Origin of the sequence: Actinomyces gaoshouyii (assembly GCF_002076915.1) — a bacterium.
Lineage (GTDB): Bacteria > Actinomycetota > Actinomycetes > Actinomycetales > Actinomycetaceae > Actinomyces > Actinomyces gaoshouyii.
Genome location: NZ_CP020468.1, coordinates 1896918 through 1917573, shown reverse-complemented (window position 1 = coordinate 1917573; position 20656 = coordinate 1896918). Strand labels below are relative to the sequence as shown.

The following is a 20656-nucleotide window of genomic DNA, read 5'->3' as shown; positions in this document are numbered from 1 at the left end:
AGTGTCCTTTCTGGGGGTCGTGTCATCGGCTGGGAGCGGCCCTTACGCGGTGAGGGCCGCAGTGATGCGGTCTGTGTTGACGGAGAGCATGTCCAGGTAGGTGGGGGCGTCGCCGTCGGGGGCGGAGAGGGACTCGGTGTACAGGGCGACCACCTGGATGTCCTGCCCGGTGGACTCCTTGAGGGCGGTGATGAGCTGGTCGGAGTGGGAGGTGTCGGCGAAGATCGCGCCCACGCCGGCCTCGCGCACCGCCGTCGAGAGCTCCTCCAGGTCCGAGGCGCTGGGGGCGGCGAGCGTGGAGCCGCCGGGGATGACGGCGCCGATGAGGCGGAAGCCGTAGCGGGCCGCCAGGTAGCCGAACACGTGGTGGTTGGTGACCAGGGCGCGCTTGTCCTCGGGGATGGTGCTGAATCGGGTCGACATCCTCTCGTCGGCCGCGGCGAGCTTGTCGCGGTAGGCCGTAGCGGAGGCGGCCAGGGCGGAGGCGTCGATCCCGGGCACCTTCCCGAGCGCGCCCTCCAGGCCGTTGACGACGTCGATCATCCTCGTGGGGTCGGTCCAGAAATGGGGGTCGGGGCCGGAGGCGTCATCGGAGGAGTACTCGATGGGAGTGAACTGCTCCCCGGCGTTCAGCAGCGTGACGCCATCCCTCTTAGCGCTCTCGATGTTGCTGGCCAGCCCCTCCTCCAGGCCCAGGCCATTGGTGACCAGGAGGGCGGCGTCGCGCATGGTGAGGGTCTGCTTGGCCGAGACGCCGAAGGAGTGCGGGTCCGCGTTGGGCGCCATGAGGGTCGTGACGCTCACCTGATCGCCGACCACCTGGGTGACGACGTCGCCCAGGATGTTCGTGGTGACGACGATCGAGGGCTTGTCGCCGCCGCCCGTGGCCCCGTCGCAGGCGGCGACGGCGCCCAGGGGCGTCAGCGCGAGGACGGTGAGCAGGTCCCGGCGCTTCATGCCCCGACCACCTCGAAGGAGACCATGCCGACCGCGGGGAGCGTTCGGGCGAGGCGGGCGGAGTCGGCGGCGTCGATCTCCAGGACGGAGGCGCCGTCGGCGCCGGGGACGTAGGCGCGCTTGGGAGTGGTCCGCACGCCGGCCGAGGCGGCGAGCGCGGGGTCGGCGATGGGCTCGGTGACCGTGGCCTCGGCGCCGTCGGCCCACACGCGCACCCGGCCCTCGGCGTCGACGCCCACGACGCGCTTGCGGGTGTCGTCCATCGCGGACACGGCGACGACGGGTGCCCCGAAGGACACGCGCGTCCAACTCCTGTCCCTGACGCTGAGGAGCCAGGCGCCGCCGGCATCGTCCAGGGCCGCCACCTGGGAGCGCCGGGCCCGGTTGGACAGGGAGACGATCCTCGCGCCGGCGGCCTCGCCCGGCAGGGGGACCCACTCCGGGGAGGGCGGCTCGGCGGTCGCTGCGGAGGAGGGCTCCGGCGCGACGACGACGCCGCCCCGGCAGCCCAGGACGATGCCCGCGCGGGTGAGGGTGCCACCGGAGGCCGAGGGGCAGGAGGCGCTCTGGCCGATGGCCTGGCCGGAATCGTCGATGATGCTCGCCCGGCCCCCGGAGACCAGGACGGTCCGCTCGCCCAACGGGGCGGCGAAGGAGCCGGCGTCGATGCTGGCCGTGGTCAGGGGGCTCTGGCTCCCCTGCCCCAGGGCCTGGCGGTCCAGGACCGTGGCGGTGGTTCCCGAGGCGATGACGGTGCGGGCGTTCGTCGAGGCCACGCTGGCCGAACCGCTCATTCCCAAGGCGCCGAGGTCCCGGGCGGCGGCGCGGTAGTAGTGCTGGTGGTCGCCGTGATCCCAGGTCCACACCCCGGAGTCCACCAGGCTGAGCGCGCCATCGGGCCCGGTGAGGGCCACGAATCGGGAGTCCGACGCGGTGGCGGTCAGGCCGGGCAACGAGGTGATGGGAGCCGGGGCGCCGTCGGCGGTGAGGTCGAGGAGGCTCACCCGACCGTCGGAGGAGGCGGTCACCAGGGACAGGGGCGCCTCGGAGAGCTCCGTGGCGCCGTCGACATGGCCGTGTCCATCACCCTGGCCGCTCTCCCGGGCGGCCGCGCCGGCCCCCGTCGAGGCGGCGGAGGCAGTGGCGCTCGCGGTGGCATCGGAGGGCGAGCCCCCCGAACAGGCGCTGAGGACGGCGGCGGCGGCGGCCAGTGAGGCGCCGACGACGGCGGTGCCGGTTCGGCCAGTCCGCTTGGCTCGGTCGGGGCGGCAGGTGCGGCTGGCGCGGATGCGCTGGGGGAGTCTCACACGTGCTCCTTCGTGGTTGCCGGGCAGGGGAGGGGGCGGCCTGAGCGCCGCCGGGCGCTGGTCAGGGCGGCGACCCCGGAGGCCAGGAGGAAGACGCCCGCGGCCATGGCGGTGATGGTGGCGCCGCCGGCCGTGTCCGCGTACAGGGAGATGTAGAGGCCCACGACGACGCAGGAGCTCGAGATGATGGAGGCCCAGGCGGTCATCGCGAGGATCGACTTCGACCACAGCGCTGCTGTGGCCGGCGGGGCGACGAGGAGCGCCACCACGAGCAGGGTGCCCACCGCCCGGTAGGAGGCGACGACGGCGGCGATGATGAGCAGGGTCAGGCCGGCCTGGGCCAGCGCCGGGCGCATCCCCAGGGTCAGCGCGATGCCCGGGTCGAGGGACAGCGCCGTCAGGGGCCGGATCATGACGGCGCCCACGATGAGGACAGCGATGAGCGTGCCGATGAGCACGGTGATCTCATCGCTCCTGATCCCCAGGATGTCGCCGAAGAGGATCGCGGTGATATCAGTGGCGAAGGAGCGGGACCGGGAGACGATGATGACGCCCACGGACAGCATGAGGACGAAGGTGATGCCGATGGCGGTGTCCTGGGAGAGGCGGGCCCGCCGGGACAGGAGGGTGACGAGCACGCCCATGGCGGTGGCGCTGAGCGCGGCGCCGGCCTGCGTGGGCAGTCCGATGAGGGCGCTGATCGCCACCCCCGGCAGCATCCCGTGGCCGATGGCCTCCCCGAGGAATCCCATGCCCCGGATGACCACCCAGGTGCCCGCCACCGAGCAGATGAGCGCCGCGAGGACTCCTCCGGTCAGGGCGTTGGTGAAGAAACCCAGGGAGAGCGGGTCGAGGAGGTAGTGCACATACGAAGAGTAACGATAATCGTTCGCGGTTGTCACGCTATGCTCGTCGCATGCGTCTCCATGCTCCCCAGCGGGCCTCCTCCGGCATCCTTGCCGCCCCCGCCCCCTCCGGGCGGGGCCCGACCGCCGCGCCCCGCCCTGACGACGCGGTCGCGCGCGGCCTCATCCTGCGCGGCGTCGTCGTGCGCAGGGGCGAGGTGCTGGCCATCAACGGCGTGAGCCTGGACCTGGCCCCGGGCGAGGTCGTCTGCTTCTTCGGCCCCAACGGCTCGGGCAAGTCCACCCTCCTGGCCGCCGTCGCGGGGATCCTGCCCCTGGCGGGCGGTCGTATCGAGCGTCGCCCCGCCGACGCGCGGCTCGCCCTCGTGCCCCAGGCCCCGCCGATCCCCGAGCGCATGCCGCTGACGGTCCGCGCCGCCGTCGCCATGGGTTGCTGGGGGGATGCCGGGTTCCTGCGCCCCCTGAACCGCGCCCACAAGCGGCGCGTGAGCGAGGTGATGGGACTCCTGGGCATCGCCGACCTCGCTGACCGCCAGCTCTCCGAGGTCTCCGGCGGGCAGCGCCAGCGGGTCCTCGTCGCCCAGGCCCTCGTCAGTCAGCCCGACATCCTGCTCATGGACGAGCCGACCGCGGCCGCAGATGCCCGCTCCACCCGTATCATCCACGACGCCGCGGCCCGGGCCGCCCGGGAGGGCGCGCTCGTGCTCCTCGTCAGTCATGACGAGCAGGCCCGTCGGATCGCCGACCGCTGCCTCACCCTCGAGGCCGGCCGCGTCGTCTGACGACGAGCGGGAGCCCGCGCGCTGAGCCGCCGATCCCCTCCCGGGCTCAGCGCCACCTCGTCGCGGCGTAGAAGGGCGCCCGCCCGCAGACGCCCGCCCGCGAGAGCCCATCGCCCCGACGACGGCGGGGAGCGCGTCGATGAACCGGCGCCCCGGCCGCCTGAGAGGCGTCCACCACCTGGGCCATTGCTGGTGAGGGGGGCCGAAGTATCTAGACTGTGCCTGTCGTCGTCCCAGCCTTCCGTGGCACGCTGAGCCAGGATCGCCCCAGCCTACCCCTCACACCAGGAGCCAGACCCAGTGAGCACCCGCCCTCTCTCCGTCGCCGTCATCGGGGCAGGCCCCGCGGGCATCTACGCCTCGGACATCCTGTCCAAGTCCGGTCTCGATGTGAACATCGACCTCTTCGAGCGGCTCCCCGCCCCCTACGGCCTGGTGCGCTACGGTGTCGCTCCCGACCACCCCCGCATCAAGCAGATCATCGTCGCGCTGTACAAGATCCTCCAGCGCGGGGACATCCGCCTCATCGGGAATGTCGAGGTCGGCCGCGATATCACAGTCGATGAGCTGCGCGAGCACTACGACGCCCTCATCTTCTCCACCGGCGCCGACACCGACGCCCCCCTGCGCATCCCCGGGGTCGACGCCCCCGAGTGCCACGGCGGCGCCGACTTCGTCTCCTGGTACGACGGCCACCCAGACCATCCGCGCACCTGGGACCTGAGTGCCAAGGAGGTCGCCGTCATCGGCGTGGGCAACGTGGGCCTCGACATCGCCCGCGTCCTGGCCAAGCACGCCGAGGACCTCATGGTCACCGAGGTCCCCGAGAACGTCGCCGCCGAGCTGCGCCGCTCCCCGGTCACCGACGTGCACGTCTTCGGGCGCCGCGGCCCCGCCCAGGTCAAGTTCACCCCGCTGGAGCTGCGCGAGCTCGGCAAGCAGCCGGACGTCGACGTCCTCGTCGATGAGGAGGACTTCGAGTACGACGAGGGCTCGCAGGCGGCGCTCGCCGCCTCCAACCAGCAGCGCCAGGTGGTCAAGGCCCTCGAGGGCTACGCCATGGCCGAGCCGGAGGATCTCACCGCCTCCCGCCGCATCCACATCCACCTGTTCTCCGCCCCCACCGAGGTCCTCACCGACGAGGACGGCCATGTGAGAGGCCTGCGCGTCGAGCGCACGCGCCTGACCGGCGACGGGAGCGTGGAGGGCACGGGGGAGTTCCGGGACTTCGACGTCCAGGCCGTCTACCGGGCGATCGGCTACGCCGGCAGCCCCATCGAGGGCCTGCCCTTCGATGCCGAGCGCCACGTCCTGCCCAATGCCGGCGGGCGGGTCCTGGGCGAGGGCGGCGAGCCGCTGACCGGCATCTATGCCACCGGCTGGATCCGCCGGGGCCCCGTGGGGCTCATCGGCTCGACCAAGTCCGACGCCCAGGAGACCATCTCCAACCTCGTGGCCGATGCCCAGGCGGGACTGCTCCGCGCCACCACCGCCGATGAGAATCAGGTCGGGCACGACGCCGTCATGCTCCTGCTCAACAAGCGCGGCGTTCCCTTCACTACCTGGGACGGCTGGGAGCTCCTCGACGCCTACGAGCGCGGTCTGGGCGAGGCCTACGGCGAGGTGACGGTCAGCAGCGGGGAGTCCAGGCCCCGTGAGCGCGTCAAGGTGGTGTCCCGCGAGGCCATGACCGCGGTCTCGCGCGGCACTGAGATCCCCGCCGACCTCATCGGCGCCCCCGACCCCTCCCGTGTCCCGGAGCGCGTCGCCCACCGTCTCTGAAGGAGCGTGGGGGAGGGGGAGGTCGGGAGGTTCTGGAGACCGCCCGGGCTGCCTCGCCGCCCCCTCCTCCCGCCGTTGCGCCCTCGTTCTCCGCATGCCGTCCCGGCCCGCTGTTGCGCCCTCGAACTGCGAGGATGAGGGCGCAACAGCAGGGCAGGGCGGTTTCTGCGGACCAAGCGCGCAGCGGGGGAGGCTCACCCCGGGTGCTGACGGCGCACAGGGCGCGCACAGACTCCTCGGCTACCCTGGCGCCATGTCGGCGATCCACCAAGGCACCAACCACCACAACGGCCTGAAGACCACTGCCCTGCTGGGCGGCATGTGGGGCCTGCTCATCCTCATCGGCTACCTGCTCACCCGGGGAACCGGCTCCTCGATCTTCCTGTTCATCATGCCGCTGATCGGGGTGGCCCAGACCGCGTACACCTATTGGAACTCGGATAAGCTCGCCGTGCGCTCCATGGGCGCCATCGAGGTCACCGCTGCCCAGGAGCCCGTCATGCACAAGGTGGTCGCCGAGCTGTCGGCGGCCTCGGGCCAGCCCATGCCGCGCCTCTACATGGCGCCGACGATGAGCCCCAATGCCTTCGCCACCGGCCGCAACCCCGCCAATGCCGCCGTGTGCTGCACCCGCGGCATCCTCCAGCTCCTCGACGAGCGCGAGCTGCGCGGCGTGCTGGGCCACGAGCTCTCCCACGTTTACAACCGCGACATCCTCACCGGCTCCATCGCCGCGGGTATCGCCGGGATCATCTCCTCGCTGGGCTCCATGGCCCTGTGGTTCGGCGCCGGCCGCGACCGCCGCGAGAGCAATGGCCTGGCCATCCTCCTGCTCGCGCTCCTCGCCCCACTGGCCGCCACCGTCACACAGTTCGCCATCTCGCGCACCCGTGAGTACGACGCCGACCATGACGGAGCGCTCCTCACCAATGATCCGCTCGCCCTGGCCAGCGCCCTGCGCAAGCTCGACGGCGGCATCGCGGCTGCCCCCATGGCCCGAGACCCGCGTATGGAACCGGTGAGCTCGATGATGATCGCCAACCCCTTCGGCCGCGTGAAGAACCTCTTCGCCACGCACCCCCCGATGGCCGACCGCATCCGGCGCCTGGAGCAGATGGCCGGGTACTGACCAGCTCGCCCGGCGCTCTCGGGATTTCTTGCCTGCTCAGGGGATGTCATGGTGTCATGAGGGCGACGGGGCGGCGCCGCTGCGGCCCCGTCGGTCTCAGCGGTAGTTGACGAACTGCAGGGCGGCGTCGACGTCGAGGCCCTTGAGCAGAGCGATGACCGACTGGAGGTCGTCGCGGGACTTGGAGGACACTCGGATCTCATCGCCCTGGATCGTTGCCTTGACGCCCTTGGGTCCCTCATCCCGGATCGCCTTGGTGATCCGCTTGGCGATCTCCTGGCTGATGCCCTCCTTGAGCGGGCAGGCCAAGCGGTAGATCTTCCCCGAGGGCTTGGGCTCGCGGTCGCCCAGGTCGAGGGCCTTGAGGGACACGCCCCGCCGGAACAGCTTGGACTGCAGCACGTCGAGGATCGCCAGCACGCGCTCGGCGGAGTTGGCCTCCATGGCGATGACGTCGCCGGCCAGGGTGACGGAGGCGTCGACGCCGCGGAAGTCGTAGCGCTGGGCGATCTCCTTGGCGGTCTGATTGACGGCGTTGTCGACCTCCTGGCGGTCGAGCTTGGAGACGATGTCAAAGGAGGAGTCTGCGGCCATGGCTTTCCCTTTCCACTGATGGGCGTGTACGGGCATCCGGGCGGAGCGCTCACGGGTGTCGGGCGCCCCCACTGCCGGGGGCCGACGCCTCCGCGCCGCCCCTCCCCGGCGCTGCTCGGGCTCGAGGGTCGTGTGAGCAGGGTCCTAGGGGCGGGATTGGCGCGCTCCGCCGTCGGCTTGTTATTCTTCCACGGCACCGCGCGGTGGGTCTGCTGGACTCGGTGACGCGGGGCATGGCGGGTTGCCCGAGCGGCCAATGGGAGCTGACTGTAAATCAGCCGCGCAAGCTACGGGGGTTCGAATCCCTCACCCGCCACCATGATCGGAGGGTCCTCGGTCCCGATGATCAGAGCCCCTCCGGTGGGGCGGTCCGCAGTGAGCGAGCCCACGCGGGGCCGGATTGCCCAGGCATGACGGTTCCGCTTAGGATTCCGCTCGTTGCCTCGATAGCTCAGTGGTAGAGCACTTCCTTGGTAAGGAAGAGGTCACGAGTTCAATCCTCGTTCGAGGCTCTGATGCGTTGGGGGCCGGTTCGGCCCCCTCCGCATGACATGGCGAGGTAGCTCAGCTGGTTAGAGCGCACGACTCATAATCGTGAGGTCGAGGGTTCGAGTCCCTCCCCCGCTACGCAAGGTTCGAGCACATCGCCGCCCCGGGCTGCTCGAGGATCAATCAGAGGAGAGACACGTGGCCTCCAAGACCGCTGACGTGCGTCCCAAGATCACTCTGGCTTGCTCGGAGTGCAAGGAGCGCAACTACATCACCAAGAAGAACCGCCGGAACACCCCCGATCGCCTCGCGATCTCCAAGTTCTGCGCGCGCTGCGGCAAGCACACGGAGCACCGCGAGACCCGCTGAGCCCCGCGCCCGGATACGATCCGGGCATGAGCGCGTCGAGCCCCACGAGCCCCGAGCTGGTGGGGCTTCGCCATGCCCAGGAGGTGATCGAGGGGATCCTGACCCGCTCCGGTGTCGATGACGCCGAGGCAGACGCCCGTCAAGGCGCCGGCGCCATCGCCCCGGCACTGGTCGCCCTGACCCTGATTCGCGGGATGATCGTGCCCTGGGAGGGGCTCATCCACCGGCGCTGCCGCATCACTCCGGCACCCGGAGGCGCCGCTCATCCTGCCCCGCCCCGCACGCGAAGAACCATCCGAGGGGGCTGGGAGCTCATCGAGGTGACCGCCGAAGTGGTTGTCGACGCCGCCGCGCGCCTCCCGCCGCTCGCCGGGGCCCCGCTCCTCCAGGTCCATCACGGCCTCGCCCGGCGCCTCTCCCCGGCCCCCCGCAGCGCCTCTCGGAGCAGCACGGGCACTGCCACCGCCGGCGAAGGCGGCACGGCCGTCGGCCGCCGGCTCCACCTCAGCGCAGAGGATGCGATCGTCTGGGCGGGCGCGACCGGCGATGACAACCCCATCCACCTCCACCCGGGCGCGGCCCGGCGGGCGGGCCTTGGGACGGGTGATGCTGACGTCGTCGCCCACGGCCTGCTGCTGGCCGCGCTGAGCCTCGGGGTGGCTCCGCCTGCCCCCACCGAACCCGCGGGACTCGATCTGCTCTTCCCGGCCGCGCTCGCCGTCGGGCCCACGGGGGCGGGCCTCATCGTGGACGATGACGGCTCGTGCTGGTTGGCCGCGGGGGCCAGAAGGGTGCTGCGGCGCCGGAGTACGGGTCTCGGCTGACGCCGTTGAAAAGGCGGGCCCTGTCATGGTCGCTGGTAATCCCGTCCCGATTGTTCAATACTTAACGACATCTCATAGGTCGATCGATTATCGCGAGGCCGCATCACCATCGGCGCGGCGCTGTCCGACGTCTCGGACCAGCGCGGAGAGGAACGATATGCCCGGGAAGGACGGAGAGGCACTCGCGGAGCAGGATGGACCCGCCTGCGGTCGGACCCCCGCTCCCACAGTCCCCTCCTGCGGGCAGGGCCCAGCGGACGAGGCCCCCATACGGGCGGCCGGTGGCTGCGGAACCGCGGGTTCGCCCCGACTCGATGCCCTCGAGATGCGCGCCTGGCGCGCCTTCCTCCACACCGCCACCGCCGTCACCGGCGTGCTCAACCACGAGCTCGAGACGGGCGTCGGCCTGTCCCTGCACGAGTACGAGATCCTCGTGCGCCTCGACGAGGCCGCCGGCAAGGAGCTGCGGATGTCGAGCCTGGCCGAGATGATCGGGCACTCCCGCTCCCGCCTCACCCACACGGTCACCCGCCTGGAGAAGGAGGGGTTCGTGGAGCGGCGCTCCTGCCCCTCCGACAAGCGTGGCGTCAATTGCGCGCTCACCGACCCCGGCCTCGCCTTTCTGCGCTCAGCGGCGCCCCTGCACCTCGACGGCGTCCGCAGGCACGTCATCGACCGCCTCGGGCGGGGGGACCTGGAGGCGCTCGCCGAGATCATGTCCCGACTCAACCCCTCCGGCTGAGGCCGGCCGCCTCCCTGCCCCCGACTGGCGGCTCAGCCCCACAAATCCGTCCAGGTCACTCCCAACTCGGCCAGGAGCCCGCGCAGCAGGGGCAGCGAGATGCCGACGACGCCGTGCGGGTCGCCCTCGATCCCCTCGATGAAGGCGCCGCCCAGCCCGTCGATCGTGAAGGCCCCGGCGCACCACAGCGGCTCCCCGGTGGCGATATAGGCGTCGATCTCCGCCTCACTGGGCTCGCCGAAGTGGACGATCGCCGACGAGACGCCCTCCGCTCTTGCCCCATCGGTCAGGCGCACCAGGGCGTGCCCGGTGCGCAGTACGCCCGTGCGCCCCCGCATCGCCAGCCAGCGCTCGCGGGCCGCCTCGGGCATGCGGGGCTTGCCGACGACGGCGCCGTCGATCTCCAGCATCGAGTCGCATCCGACGACGATGGGCGCCCCGGCCCGCCCACCGGATCCCGCCGGCCCCGGTCCTGCGCCTGCGCCGTCGGCGGGATCGCCGCTCAGCGCATCGGCGACGTCGAGCGCCTTGGCCCGGGCTAAGGCGAGCACCTGCTCAGCGGGGGAGGGGGCCTCCTCGCCAGTGGCGGCGTGCCGCTCGGCGAGAGCGGCGAGGACCGAGCCCTCGTCGACCGAGGAGACCTCGACCCGGGGCTCGATACCTGCGGCGCGGAGGGTGGCCAGACGGCCCGTGGACTTCGAGGCGAGAATGATCACCGCCCCAGACTACCCAGCGACCAGCGGTGGGACCGGCAGGCCCGGGTTGCGGGGCCTGCGGGTACCCTTCGCCCTATGAGCACCACGACCCGGCTGGTGACCGTCGACGCCACAGGCTCGACCAATGATGATCTGCGCCAGGAGCTCGCCCCCGCCGGGCGCCTCGATGCGGCTGCTGCTGACCGCTGGCCCCACGGATCCGCGCTGCGGGCCCTCGCCCAGACCGCCGGGCGGGGCAGGAGCGGACGCGACTGGGTGACCCCGCCGGGTGTCGCCCTGACCGTCTCCTTCGTCCTTCGGCCGCTCGTACCCGGCGATCGCCTCGGCTGGCTCCCTCTGCTGGCGGGCCTGGCCGTGCGCGACGCCCTCGCACCCGCACTGGAAGGCCTGCCCTGGCGCGCCCGCACGAAATGGCCCAACGATGTCGTCGTCGAGCCCTCTGGCGAGGGGAAGGTCGGCGTTGACGGCGAGGTGCCCGGCTGGGGGCGCGCCCGCAAGATCGCGGGCATCCTCGCTGAGCTCATCCCCGCGCCCGGAGGCGGGGATGGGGCCGGGGCTCCCGTCCGTCGTGAGGAGGCGCCCGTCGTCATCCTGGGCATCGGAGTCAACGTCGGCCAACCGCCGGAGGCGCTCCCCGTGCCCTGGGCCGCCTCGCTGCGGAGCCTGGGCGCCGGCGGGCCCCGGTCGGACCCCGGGGCCGTGCTGGAGGCCGTCGCCCCGCGCCTGCTCCGGCTCCTGGGGGAGTGGGAGGCTGCTGGCGGGGATCCTGATGGGGCGCTGACCGCCACCGGTACGCTTGGCCAGGACCTGCGCGAGGCCTGCGCGACCCTCGGGGCCCGTATCCGCGTGAGCACCCCGGGCGGCGATGTCTCCGGGACGGCCGTCGGCCTTGAGCCCGAGCTCCGACTGCGGCCGGATGGCGGCGGCCCGGAGAGGCTCATCATGGCCGGGGATGCGAGCGTTCGAGCCGCAGAGCCCGACGGGCGTACGTGATCTGAACGCGGACCGCACGTTCTCGCGCCTTCTCGCATGATCACCTCAGGATGACAGGACATCTGATGTCTTTCTGACAAAATCCTGTGATCTGCGCTACCCTGTCCTGATGGATCAGCCAGAGGCACCGCCGGCGCACGGAGAAGGGCTCGGGGCGGGGGACCGCGCTCCCGGTCCTCGAACAGGCGGCGAGTCCCCTCCCGATCAGCCGGAGGGGGCCGTCCCCGTACCCGGGGACGAGGATGAACGGAGCGCGGGGCCTGCCGATGGCGCGGCCGGATCGACCACCGATCGCGCGACGGCCGTCGCCCATTCCCGCCTGCTGCTCGGGGGCGAGCCCGACCTGACGCTGCTCCGGCTCGCCGGCGCGGCCGAGGTCTCCCCGCTCTTCGCACGCAGCTTCTGGCGAGCCATGGGCTTCGCGGACGTGGATGACGACGAGGTCCGCTTCACCCGCCAGGACGCCGACGCCTTGCGGGCCATCGCCGACCTCATCGACTCCGAGGAGGACCGCCGCCCCGGTCCGGACGGACCCGGCGGTCTATCGACCTCGGCGATCCTCGAACTGCTCCGAGCCCAGTCGTACACGATGGACCGACTCGTCCTGTGGCAGCTCGAGACCCTCGTGGCGGATGTCGGCCAACGCCTCGGCCTGGACGACACCTCCGCCCGGCTCGTCGTCCTCGACCACATCAACGAGATCACTGCCCCCCTGACCGACCAGCTCATCTACGTGTGGCGCCGTCACCTGGCCTCGCTCCTGGACCGCACCGACGCCGAGATCTCACGGCGGGGCGTCGAGCGCGTGGGCCCCGACTACTACCCGCTCGTGAGATCCCTGGGCTTCGTCGACATCGTCTCCTTCACCCAGCGCGCCCAGACGATGAGCCGCATGGAGCTGTCCACCATGCTCGACGACTTCGAGACGACGGCCCGTGACGTCATCACGTCGCGGGGGGCGAGAGTCGTCAAGACCATCGGGGACGCCGTCATGTACATCTCCGATGACCTGACCATCGCCGCCGATGTCGTCACCTCCCTCGTCGATGAGCTCCAGTCGGAGCTCGACGAGATCCTCGTGCGTGCCAGCCTCGTCGAGGGCCGCGTCGTGTCCCGCTCCGGCGACGTCTTCGGCCCGCCCGTCAATCTCGCCTCCCGACTGGTCGACACCGCTGAACCCGGGGGCATCCGCATGGACCAGGCCACTGCCCGCGCCCTCATGGCCAGCCCCGTCGCCCTGCGCTACCGAGTGCGCCAGTGCCACGACGTCGTTGCCAAGGGCATGGGCAACGTCACCCCCTGGTCGCTCGAGCGCGCCTGAGGGCCGCGGGCCGTCCGGGACTAGGCGGGCCGGGACGGCGATGATCAGGCCGCCCCCAGGTTCTGCTCGGGTGGGTATTTCCTCGCGATATCGCGGAAAACCATGCGAGAGCATCCCCGTGCCGCTCACGATGGCGACGGAGCCACTGCCACCCCCCGGGCAACTCGGCTAGTATCTGGATCGTGACAATCGTGCTTCTCGTCGAGGACGACCCCGCCATCTCCGAGCCCCTCGCCCGCGCCTTCGGCCGCGAGGGCTACGAGGTCCGCGCCCACGGCACCGGCAAGGGCGCCCTGGAGGAGATCGGCGAGGCCGACATCCTCGTACTCGACCTCGGCCTGCCGGACATGGACGGTCTCGACGTCGCGCGGACCGTGCGCGCGCAGGGCCTGACCATCCCCATCCTCATGCTCACTGCCCGCAGCGAGGACACCGACCACGTCGTCGGCCTCGACGCCGGCGCGGACGACTACGTCACCAAGCCCTTCCGGCTCGCCGAGCTCCTCGCCCGCGTGCGCGCCCAGGTCCGCCGCGCCTCCGGCGAGGCCGCCGTCGACCAGCTCTCCCACGGGGATATCCGCGTGGACGTCGCCGCCCACCGCGCCTTCGTGGGCAGTCGTGAGCTGCAGCTGACCGTCCGCGAGTTCGAGCTCCTGAGAGTTCTCGTGCGCGGCGCGGGCGCCGTCGTCGACAGCGACGACATCCTGCGAGAGGTCTGGGGCGAGGACCCCACCGGCTCGGAGTCGACGCTCGGCATGCACGCCACCTGGCTGCGCCGCAAGCTCGGCGACGACGTCGACGCCCCCGCCGTCCTCCTCGCCGAGGGCGCGGGCTACCGCCTGGCCTGAGGCCGTTTTCGCCCAGGGGATCCGATGCGACGCCGCACCCTCCAGATGACCATGGCGGCGGTGCTCGTCGCCGTCATCCTCCTGGGGGTGCCCCTGGGCGCGGCGACGATCTTCTACGCCGCGCGGTCCGCGTCGGACGATCATGAGCGCTGGCGCACGGTCCTGTCCGTGGTGACGGTGGGCACCGCCCTGGCGATCGTGGCCCTGGCCGCCGCGTCCGTCGTCGCCTCGAAGGTCTCGCGGCGCATCTCCGCCCCGCTCATCTACCTGGCGGCCGAGGCCGAGCAGTTGGGCAGCGGGCAGGTGCGCCCCCGCATCCGGGTCTCCGGGATCGAGGAGATCGACCTCGTCCAGGCCGAGCTCGTGCGCTCCGCCGAGCGCGTGGCCGGCAGGCTCGCGGCCGAGCGGCAGTTCGCCTCCGACGCCTCCCATCAGCTGCGCACGCCACTGACCTCCCTCAGCCTGCGCTTGGAGGAGATCGAGCTCATCGCCGACGACGAGCAGGTGCGCGCCGACGCCCACGCCTGCCTGGAGCAGGTGGAGAGGTTGACAGGCGTCGTCGACGACCTCCTGAAGGTCTCGCGCCGCAGCGGTGGCGGAACCACGGAGGCCCTCCACCTCGGGGAGCTCTTCGAGCAGCAGTGCGAGGAATGGGGGCCGGCCTTCGCCGAGGCCGGGCGCGAGCTGGTCCTGACCGACGACGTCGATCAGCCGGTGCTCGCCAGCCCCGGCTCGCTCGCCCAGGTCCTGGCCACCGTCATCGAGAACTCCCTGCGCTACGGGGCGGGGACGACGACCGTCTCCGTGCGCAGCGCCAACGGCGGGCACGGCGTTTTCATCGACATCGCCGACGAGGGCGAGGGGGTCGACGACGAGCTCGCGCCGCACATCTTCGAGCGCTCCGTGTCCGGGCACGGCTCCACCGGCGTGGGGCTGGCGCTGGCCAAGGACCTCGTGGAGGCCGACGGGGGCCGCATCGAGCTCACCGCGCGCCGTCCACCGGTCTTCTCAGTGCTCCTGGCCGCCGTGCCGCGCTCCCTCGACCCGAACACCGTCCTCCCGCAAGGGGCGATCGTCAACGTCGGCCGCCGCCGCCGCTTCTGACCCATCTGTCCATCGATTACCCTCCTCCCTCCCCCCCGTGAGCGAGACCGGTCGAAAATAGGAGCGAGACCGGTCCGAGAACCGGTCTCGCTCCTATTTTCGACCGGTCTCGCGCGAGTTTTCTACCGGTCTCGGTGATGCGTCAGTACCAGCCCTGGGACGGGAAGCTCGCCCAGGCCGAGCAGGGGCTGCCGTAGCGGTCCTGGATGTAGCCCAGGCCCCAGTTGATCTGGGTGGCGGGGTTGGTCTGCCAGTCCGAGCCGGCCGAGGCCATCTTGCTGCCGGGCAGGGCCTGCGGGATGCCGTAGGCGCCCGAGGTGTTGGAGGCCCGGTAGTTCCAGCCGGACTCGCGATCCCACAGGCTCACCAGGCAGGAGAACTCGCTGCTATCCCAGCCCCAGGCACTCATCTGGCCGCTCGCGTAGGCCTTCGCCTCAGCGGCGGAGGTGCCCGAGGAGCCGGCAGCGCCCGCCACCGGCTCGCTGGCGATCATCCGCCCCGACGACGTGTCAAGGTGATACCAGGTGGAGCCGTCCACGATCCAGCCGGTGAGCATCTGCCCCGAGCCATTGAAGTAGTACCAGGAACCCAGGTGATTCGCCCAGCCGACGGCCATGCGCCCACTGTTTCCCAGGAAGTACCAGGCGCCTCCCTCGAAGAGCCACCCCATCGCGGCCTGGCCATTGCCGGCCAAGTAGTACCAGGAGCCGCCGATGAGATTCCAACCCACCGCCATGGCTCCCTCGTCGCCCAGGAAGTACCAGGCGCCGTCGATCCAGTTCCAGTCGGTGACCATCCGGCCCTCGGCGTCGAAGTAGTACCAGTCTCCGCCGACGACGGCCCATCCGGTCACGAGCGCGCCGTCGTCATCGAGGTAGAACCAGGAGCCTCCTGTGTGCAGCCACCCAGTGATGGCCCGGCCGTCGGCTGGGTTGATGTAGGACCAGGACCCGGCCCGGGACATCACCCAGCCGATGCTCCCGGCGGCGTTATCCCCATTGGCGGACCCGTCGGCGGGGGCGGTATGGGCGGTGGGGGCCACGGCGAGCGCGGCGTCGGCCGGCGAGGCGAGAGCCGCCGGCGCGATCAGCGCAAGTCCCGCGAGAAGAGTCGCGGAGCCGAGCGCGCAGATCGGTCGGTGCGGGTTCATGAGTACCTCGTGAATGGTTGTGACCGGGCAGCGGCGCTGCGGGGCCTGTGCGGTGGAGTGGGCCTGATCAGGGGCGAGCCGATCCGTCCCCGCTCTTCTTGCGGCGTTCGGCCAGCGCATGGACGATCATGGGCACCACGGAGACGAAGACGATGACGAGGATCATCACGTCGATGTTCTTCTGGATCCACTCGATGGAGCCCAGGAAGTAGCCGAGCCACGTGATCCCGAAGGCCCAGAAGGTGGCGCCGATGACGTTGAAGATGACGAAGTGCCGGTAGTGCATCCGCCCGACACCGGCCATCACCGGGGTGAAGGTGCGCACGATCGGCACGAACTGCGCCAGGGTGACGGCCTTGCCCCCATGGCGCTCGAAGAAGTCGCTCGTGCGCTCCACGTACTCCTGCTTGAAGAGGCGGGAGTTCGGGCGGTTGAAGATCTTCGGGCCGGCCTTGCGCCCGATGAGGTAACCGGTCTGGTTGCCGATAATGGCCGCCAACCACATCAGCGGGGCGGCCACCCAGATATGCACGCCCACATCGCCGGTGGCCACGAAGAGCCCGAGGGTGAACAGGAGGGAGTCACCGGGCAGGAAGAAGCCGACGAGCAGGCCCGTCTCGGCGAAGATCACGAGCATGACGCCGACGATCGCCCAAGGACCGAACCAGGAGACGATCTGGGTGATCATCTCCCCGGCGTCGAGCCATTTGGGACCGAGGGCGGGCATCGGGGCCGCAGGGACGACGGCGTTGAGCGCGGCGAGAGCCGTGAGGGAAGCAGTCACCCGGCAAGGCTAGGGAGAGGGGCGGAGTGCTGGCCGTGAGCCTTCCCTCATCCCCGATGTGGTATCCGGCACGATCACGCTCGAAGCGTCCTGCGGCATCGTGGACCGCACGGCTCCTCGGGTTACTTCGCCGAGTTGGAGGGGACCGCGCGCTCGGAGGCGCCGTCGTGCGCTCCACTGGTGTTGGTGAAGACGATGTAGTGGTAGAAGAGGAAGCGGAAGGCGGTGCCCAGTCCGAATCCGACGACGTAGGCGGCGATATTGTCCGCGAGCGGCCCGGTCAGTCCCAGGACATGATGAGTGAACAGCAGGCAGAACTGGGTGATGACCAGGCCACCGATATTCGCCAGGGCGAAGAGGAGCCCCTCGTGCCAGGCGTTCTCCCTCGTGCGGCCCCGGTAGGTCCAGTAGCGGTTCGCCACCCAGGAGAAGATCGTGGCGACCGTTGCGCTCAAGACGTTCGCGGAGTTCGGGTGGCCCGACAGGAAGCCGGTGGGACCGTGCTGGACGAGGTTGAACAGGCCGGAGTCGATGACGTAGGCGAGCGCGCCGACGACCCCGAACTGAAGGAACTCATGAACCCAGGCGCGGATCCGGCTGGAGAGGCTCATCGGCTCGGCCGTGGCGGTCAAGGTCGCGCTGTCGTTCACGGGGGAGATGCTAAGCCACTGATCAGGGCACCCAGGTGATCGCGGATGATAGATCCCACACCCAGCTGATCCAGAAGGCCTGGGCCATCACCCCCGCCACCGCCAGCGCCCACCGGCCCCGGCGCCCCGCGCTCGCGGCGGCTGCCCAGGCCAGCGGGGCCAGGGGGAGCAGGATGCGCAGCAGCGACGTCGTCGGGTCGAAGAACGCCAGGAGGTAGAGCGCGTAGGCAACGCACCAGAACCAGGCGGCGGGACCGAGCGAGCGCGACGCCCGCGAGCCCAGCCCCAGGGCCGCCAGGGCGAGGGCGCAGGCGACCAGCAGCCAGCCCAGGTGCTCCCCGACCCACCACTGCCCGCGATCCAGCCACGGCAGGAAGGGCATCAGCTCGCCCCCGCGCCATGAGGTCTCCGTGGCGGTGTAGGCGTCCATGCGCCCGGTCGCCAGCCACGCCGCCACCGGCCATGCGAGCGCGCTCACGAGCGCCACCGCGGCCAGTGCCCCCAACCCCGCGGGTCCGCGGCCGCCCAGCTGGGCCCAGCTCGGCCCCAGGCCCCGCGCCCAGGCGCGGGCTCGGCCGCCGTCGTGATCATCGCCAGGCCCCTCGTGCCCTCGCGCTGCCGCCAGCTCCCACAACCACCACAGGCCCAGGGCGAGCGCCAGGGGAAGGCCGATCGGCCGGGCCATGGCGCCCACCATGATGAGCAGCGCGGAGATGGCGAAGCGCCGGCGCTCGGCCGCCATGAGCGCGCTCGCGACCAGCACCAGCCCCAGGGATTCGGCGTAGGGGACCTGGAGGACGGCGGCGCACATGGAGGTCCACGTCAGCGCCACCCCCCACAGCGAGGGGACCCCGCCGACCCGCGGCGCCAGCCAGCGGTCCATGACGACGGCGCCCACCCCCGAGGCGATGATCGCCACTAGGGCCGCCGCCGGATAGAAGGGCAGGCCCAGCCAGGTCAAGGGGGTGGCCAGCAGGGGGAGCAGCGGCATGAACGCCCAGGAGTTCTGGGCGACGGCGCCACCACCGCCCTCCGGCAGGATCGCCGGGTAGCCCTCGCGGAAGATGCGCTCGTACCAGCCCGCGTCCCAGAAGGACATGTGCTCGCTCCATGATGGGGCGGGCCCCGCCCACGGCGTCGCCGGCGTGTCCTGCGCCCCGAGCCTGAGCATGAGGAGGGTGAGGAGGCTCGCCGCGCCCCAGACCGCCAGGACCTGAAGAGCGCGGGGCGGGCGCGGGGCCCGGGCGTCGCCGGGGGCGTGAGCGGGCGGGCCGGCGGGGCCAGCCAAGGGCGCGGGCCCTCCCTGGTCGGAGCCGGCCTGCTCGGACCGGGGGATCGGCCTCCCCGGCGATTGGATATCAGACACGGGGCCAGGGTACGGGCGGATCGAGCGGGACTCGACACCCTGTCGTAGCCTGTGCCCGTGAGCGCACCCACCGTCGCCGTCATCGGGGGCGGGCAACTGGCCCGCATGATGCAGGAGGAGGCCAGCGCCCTCGGCATCCATCTACGGGCCCTGGTCGAGGCCCCGGACGGATCGACGGCGCTGGTCACTGTCGATTCGCCTGTTGGCGCCGCCGACGACGCCGGGGCCGTGGCCGCGCTCGCGGCGGGCGCCGGGGCCCTTACCTTCGAGCACGAGCACCAGGATGACGCGCTCCTGCGCGCGCTGGCCGCCGAGGGCGTCAGGGTGCGGCCCTCGCCCGATGCCCTGCTGCTCGCCCGCGACAAGATCGCCATGCGCCGCGCCATGGACGCCGCCGGCCTGCCCCAGCCCGCCTGGACCGCGGCCAGTGGGAACGCCGCCTCCATCCGCGCGACCATCCGAGGCTTCGCCGCCGAGCACGGCTGGCCCGTCATCCTCAAGACGCCTCGGGGCGGCTACGACGGGCATGGCGTCCTCCTCGTGCGCCAGGAGCGCGATCTCGAGGCCGGCCGCGCCGGCCAGTGGATCGACGCCGTCGCCGCCGGTGGCGCGACCGGCGGTGGTGGCAGCCTCGGCGGCGGGGCCGTGACCAGCCTCCTCGTCGAACAGGCCATCCCCTTCACACGCGAGCTCGCCGCCCTCCAGGCTCGCTCTCCCAGTGGGCAGGTCGCCTCATGGCCCATCGTGGAGACGATCCAGGCCGACGGCATGTGCTCCGAGGCGCTGGCGCCCGCCCCCGGGCTGGACCCGGCCGCCGCCGACGAGGCCGTGCGCATCGGGCGCGAGATCGCCGAGCGCTTCGACGTCACCGGGGTGCTCGCCGTCGAGCTCTTCGCCGTCGAGGCCTTCGGGGAGCCGACCCGCCTGTTTGTCAACGAACTCGCCATGCGTCCCCACAACTCGGGGCACTGGACGCAGGAAGGCGCTGTGACCAGCCAATTCGCCCAGCACCTGCGGGCCGTCCTCGACCTGCCGCTGGGCTCGACCGAGCCGACCGCGGGCGCCTGCGTCATGGTCAACCTCATCGGGGGGCGGCACGAGCCGGGCGAGGACGCGCTGGCCCGGGCGATGGCCGCCGATCCCGAGGCCCGCATCCACCTCTACGGCAAGTCCTGGCGCACTGGTCGCAAGCTCGGGCATGTCAACCTCACCGGGCCGGCCGATGACGTGGAGGGACTGCGCGAGCGGGCCCGCACCGTCGTCGCCATCCTGCGCGGGGACGCCTGAACCGCGCCTCCACTGCTGCCCTCGATCCGGTCCGTCTCATTCCTCCCAGCGAAAGGCCCACCATGGTTGCCACGCCCGACACCACCTCCCAGCCGCTCGTCGGCCTCGTCATGGGCTCCGACTCCGACTGGCCCACCATGAGCGCGGCCGCCGACGCCCTCGATGAGTTCGCCATCCCCTACGAGGCCGACGTCGTCTCCGCCCACCGCATGCCCACCGAGATGATCGATTACGGGCAGGGCGCCGCCGCGCGGGGCCTGCGCGTCATCATCGCGGGTGCCGGCGGCGCCGCCCACCTGCCCGGCATGCTCGCCGCCGTCACGGAGCTGCCCGTCATCGGGGTGCCGGTGCCGCTCAAGCATCTCGATGGCATGGACTCGCTGCTGTCCATCGTCCAGATGCCCGCGGGCGTGCCCGTCGCCACGGTGTCCATCGGCGGGGCTCGCAACGCCGGGCTGCTCGCGGCGCGGATCCTCGGTGCGGGGCAGGGCGAGGAGGCTGGGCGCATCCGTGCCGCCATGCATGCCTTCCAGGCCGAGCTCGGCCGAGTCGCCCACGCCAAGGGCGCGGCCCTGCGCGAGCGCCGCGCTCAGGAA

20 protein-coding genes, 3 tRNA genes and 1 pseudogene are annotated in these 20656 nt (G+C 71.6%); 15 read left to right on the top strand and 9 right to left on the bottom strand.

Annotated elements, in window-relative coordinates; all coding sequences use genetic code 11:
- Window positions 1-42 precede the first annotated feature (42 nt).
- The 3 genes from B6G06_RS07945 to B6G06_RS07935 are packed head-to-tail and all read right to left on the bottom strand — an operon-like array spanning window position 43 to window position 3166.
- Entirely contained in the window at window positions 43-957 is a 915-nt protein-coding gene (locus B6G06_RS07945; RefSeq protein ID WP_080463478.1) for a metal ABC transporter substrate-binding protein, read from the bottom strand.
- Entirely contained in the window at window positions 954-2264 is a 1311-nt protein-coding gene (locus B6G06_RS07940; RefSeq protein WP_081171824.1) for a hypothetical protein, read from the bottom strand. Before B6G06_RS07940 ends, B6G06_RS07945 begins: the two co-directional genes overlap by 4 nt.
- On the bottom strand, window positions 2261-3166 hold the full coding sequence (locus B6G06_RS07935) for a metal ABC transporter permease (RefSeq protein ID WP_229657861.1): 906 nt from the start codon (window positions 3164-3166) through the stop codon (window positions 2261-2263). Before B6G06_RS07935 ends, B6G06_RS07940 begins: the two co-directional genes overlap by 4 nt.
- Before the next feature lie 14 nt (window positions 3167-3180).
- Here B6G06_RS07935 and B6G06_RS07930 point away from each other — a divergent pair, with 14 nt between their 5' ends.
- The 3 genes from B6G06_RS07930 (at window position 3181) to htpX (ending at window position 6823) form a co-directional block, all read left to right on the top strand.
- Window positions 3181-3912 (top strand): metal ABC transporter ATP-binding protein, encoded by a 732-nt coding sequence (locus B6G06_RS07930; protein WP_081171823.1) that lies wholly within the window; start codon window positions 3181-3183, stop codon window positions 3910-3912.
- 300 nt (window positions 3913-4212) lie between these two features.
- Window positions 4213-5694: an FAD-dependent oxidoreductase gene (locus B6G06_RS07925; protein WP_081171822.1), complete on the top strand. Its 1482-nt coding sequence runs from the start codon at window positions 4213-4215 to the stop codon at window positions 5692-5694.
- Between the two features lie 253 nt (window positions 5695-5947).
- Window positions 5948-6823, top strand: coding sequence for a zinc metalloprotease HtpX (gene htpX / locus B6G06_RS07920; RefSeq protein ID WP_080463483.1), 876 nt, complete (start codon window positions 5948-5950; stop codon window positions 6821-6823).
- 96 nt (window positions 6824-6919) lie between these two features.
- On the opposite strand, the gene B6G06_RS07915 is transcribed toward htpX, so the two are convergent.
- Window positions 6920-7417 carry a YajQ family cyclic di-GMP-binding protein gene (locus B6G06_RS07915; protein ID WP_080463484.1) on the bottom strand — a complete coding sequence of 166 codons (498 nt, stop codon included), beginning with the start codon at window positions 7415-7417 and terminating at the stop codon, window positions 6920-6922.
- Window positions 7418-7652: 235 nt separating this feature from the next.
- On the opposite strand from B6G06_RS07915, the gene B6G06_RS07910 reads away from it, so the two are divergent.
- The 6 genes from B6G06_RS07910 to B6G06_RS07885 all read left to right on the top strand — a co-directional run bounded on the left by B6G06_RS07910 (window position 7653) and on the right by B6G06_RS07885 (window position 9841).
- Window positions 7653-7736 (top strand) — tRNA-Tyr (locus B6G06_RS07910).
- A gap of 121 nt (window positions 7737-7857) precedes the next feature.
- Window positions 7858-7929 (top strand) — tRNA-Thr (locus tag B6G06_RS07905).
- Between the two features lie 41 nt (window positions 7930-7970).
- A tRNA-Met gene (locus B6G06_RS07900) sits at window positions 7971-8044 on the top strand.
- 60 nt (window positions 8045-8104) lie between these two features.
- Window positions 8105-8275, top strand: a complete 171-nt coding sequence (rpmG, locus tag B6G06_RS07895; RefSeq protein WP_017179009.1) for a 50S ribosomal protein L33 — start codon at window positions 8105-8107, stop codon at window positions 8273-8275.
- A 26-nt stretch (window positions 8276-8301) separates the two neighbouring features.
- Complete coding sequence (locus tag B6G06_RS10325; protein WP_081171821.1) at window positions 8302-9099, top strand: MaoC/PaaZ C-terminal domain-containing protein; 798 nt, start codon at window positions 8302-8304, stop codon at window positions 9097-9099.
- A gap of 157 nt (window positions 9100-9256) precedes the next feature.
- Complete coding sequence (locus B6G06_RS07885) at window positions 9257-9841, top strand: MarR family winged helix-turn-helix transcriptional regulator (RefSeq protein ID WP_229657862.1); 585 nt, start codon at window positions 9257-9259, stop codon at window positions 9839-9841.
- 32 nt (window positions 9842-9873) lie between these two features.
- Here B6G06_RS07885 and B6G06_RS07880 read toward each other — a convergent pair whose 3' ends face one another.
- Window positions 9874-10557, bottom strand: coding sequence for a Maf family protein (locus tag B6G06_RS07880; RefSeq protein WP_080463486.1), 684 nt, complete (start codon window positions 10555-10557; stop codon window positions 9874-9876).
- 75 nt (window positions 10558-10632) lie between these two features.
- Here B6G06_RS07880 and B6G06_RS07875 point away from each other — a divergent pair, with 75 nt between their 5' ends.
- The 4 genes from B6G06_RS07875 (at window position 10633) to B6G06_RS07860 (ending at window position 14823) form a co-directional block, all read left to right on the top strand.
- The gene (locus B6G06_RS07875; RefSeq protein ID WP_081171820.1) at window positions 10633-11550 is read left to right on the top strand and encodes a biotin--[acetyl-CoA-carboxylase] ligase; all 918 of its coding nucleotides are present in this window, start codon (window positions 10633-10635) and stop codon (window positions 11548-11550) included.
- Window positions 11551-11659: 109 nt separating this feature from the next.
- Window positions 11660-12871 carry an adenylate/guanylate cyclase domain-containing protein gene (locus B6G06_RS07870; protein ID WP_081171819.1) on the top strand — a complete coding sequence of 404 codons (1212 nt, stop codon included), beginning with the start codon at window positions 11660-11662 and terminating at the stop codon, window positions 12869-12871.
- 182 nt (window positions 12872-13053) lie between these two features.
- Entirely contained in the window at window positions 13054-13719 is a 666-nt protein-coding gene (locus B6G06_RS07865) for a response regulator transcription factor (RefSeq protein WP_080463489.1), read from the top strand.
- 24 nt (window positions 13720-13743) lie between these two features.
- Window positions 13744-14823, top strand: coding sequence for a sensor histidine kinase (locus B6G06_RS07860; protein WP_080463490.1), 1080 nt, complete (start codon window positions 13744-13746; stop codon window positions 14821-14823).
- A 142-nt stretch (window positions 14824-14965) separates the two neighbouring features.
- Here B6G06_RS07860 and B6G06_RS07855 read toward each other — a convergent pair whose 3' ends face one another.
- The 4 genes from B6G06_RS07855 to B6G06_RS07840 all read right to left on the bottom strand — a co-directional run bounded on the left by B6G06_RS07855 (window position 14966) and on the right by B6G06_RS07840 (window position 18773).
- A complete protein-coding gene (locus tag B6G06_RS07855; protein WP_164505211.1) occupies window positions 14966-15973 on the bottom strand; it encodes an N-acetylmuramoyl-L-alanine amidase family protein in 1008 nt (335 codons plus the stop codon).
- Between the two features lie 67 nt (window positions 15974-16040).
- On the bottom strand, window positions 16041-16700 hold the full coding sequence (locus tag B6G06_RS07850) for a VTT domain-containing protein (RefSeq protein WP_205635488.1): 660 nt from the start codon (window positions 16698-16700) through the stop codon (window positions 16041-16043).
- 179 nt (window positions 16701-16879) lie between these two features.
- Complete coding sequence (locus B6G06_RS07845) at window positions 16880-17368, bottom strand: GtrA family protein (protein WP_080462087.1); 489 nt, start codon at window positions 17366-17368, stop codon at window positions 16880-16882.
- A 61-nt stretch (window positions 17369-17429) separates the two neighbouring features.
- Window positions 17430-18773 carry a hypothetical protein gene (locus B6G06_RS07840; protein WP_240494044.1) on the bottom strand — a complete coding sequence of 448 codons (1344 nt, stop codon included), beginning with the start codon at window positions 18771-18773 and terminating at the stop codon, window positions 17430-17432.
- A gap of 57 nt (window positions 18774-18830) precedes the next feature.
- On the opposite strand from B6G06_RS07840, the gene B6G06_RS07835 reads away from it, so the two are divergent.
- Window positions 18831-20060: a 5-(carboxyamino)imidazole ribonucleotide synthase gene (locus B6G06_RS07835; protein ID WP_081172283.1), complete on the top strand. Its 1230-nt coding sequence runs from the start codon at window positions 18831-18833 to the stop codon at window positions 20058-20060.
- Between the two features lie 62 nt (window positions 20061-20122).
- Window positions 20123-20644 (top strand): annotated as a pseudogene (gene purE, locus B6G06_RS07830) (5-(carboxyamino)imidazole ribonucleotide mutase); the annotation flags it as partial.
- Window positions 20645-20656 lie beyond the last annotated feature (12 nt).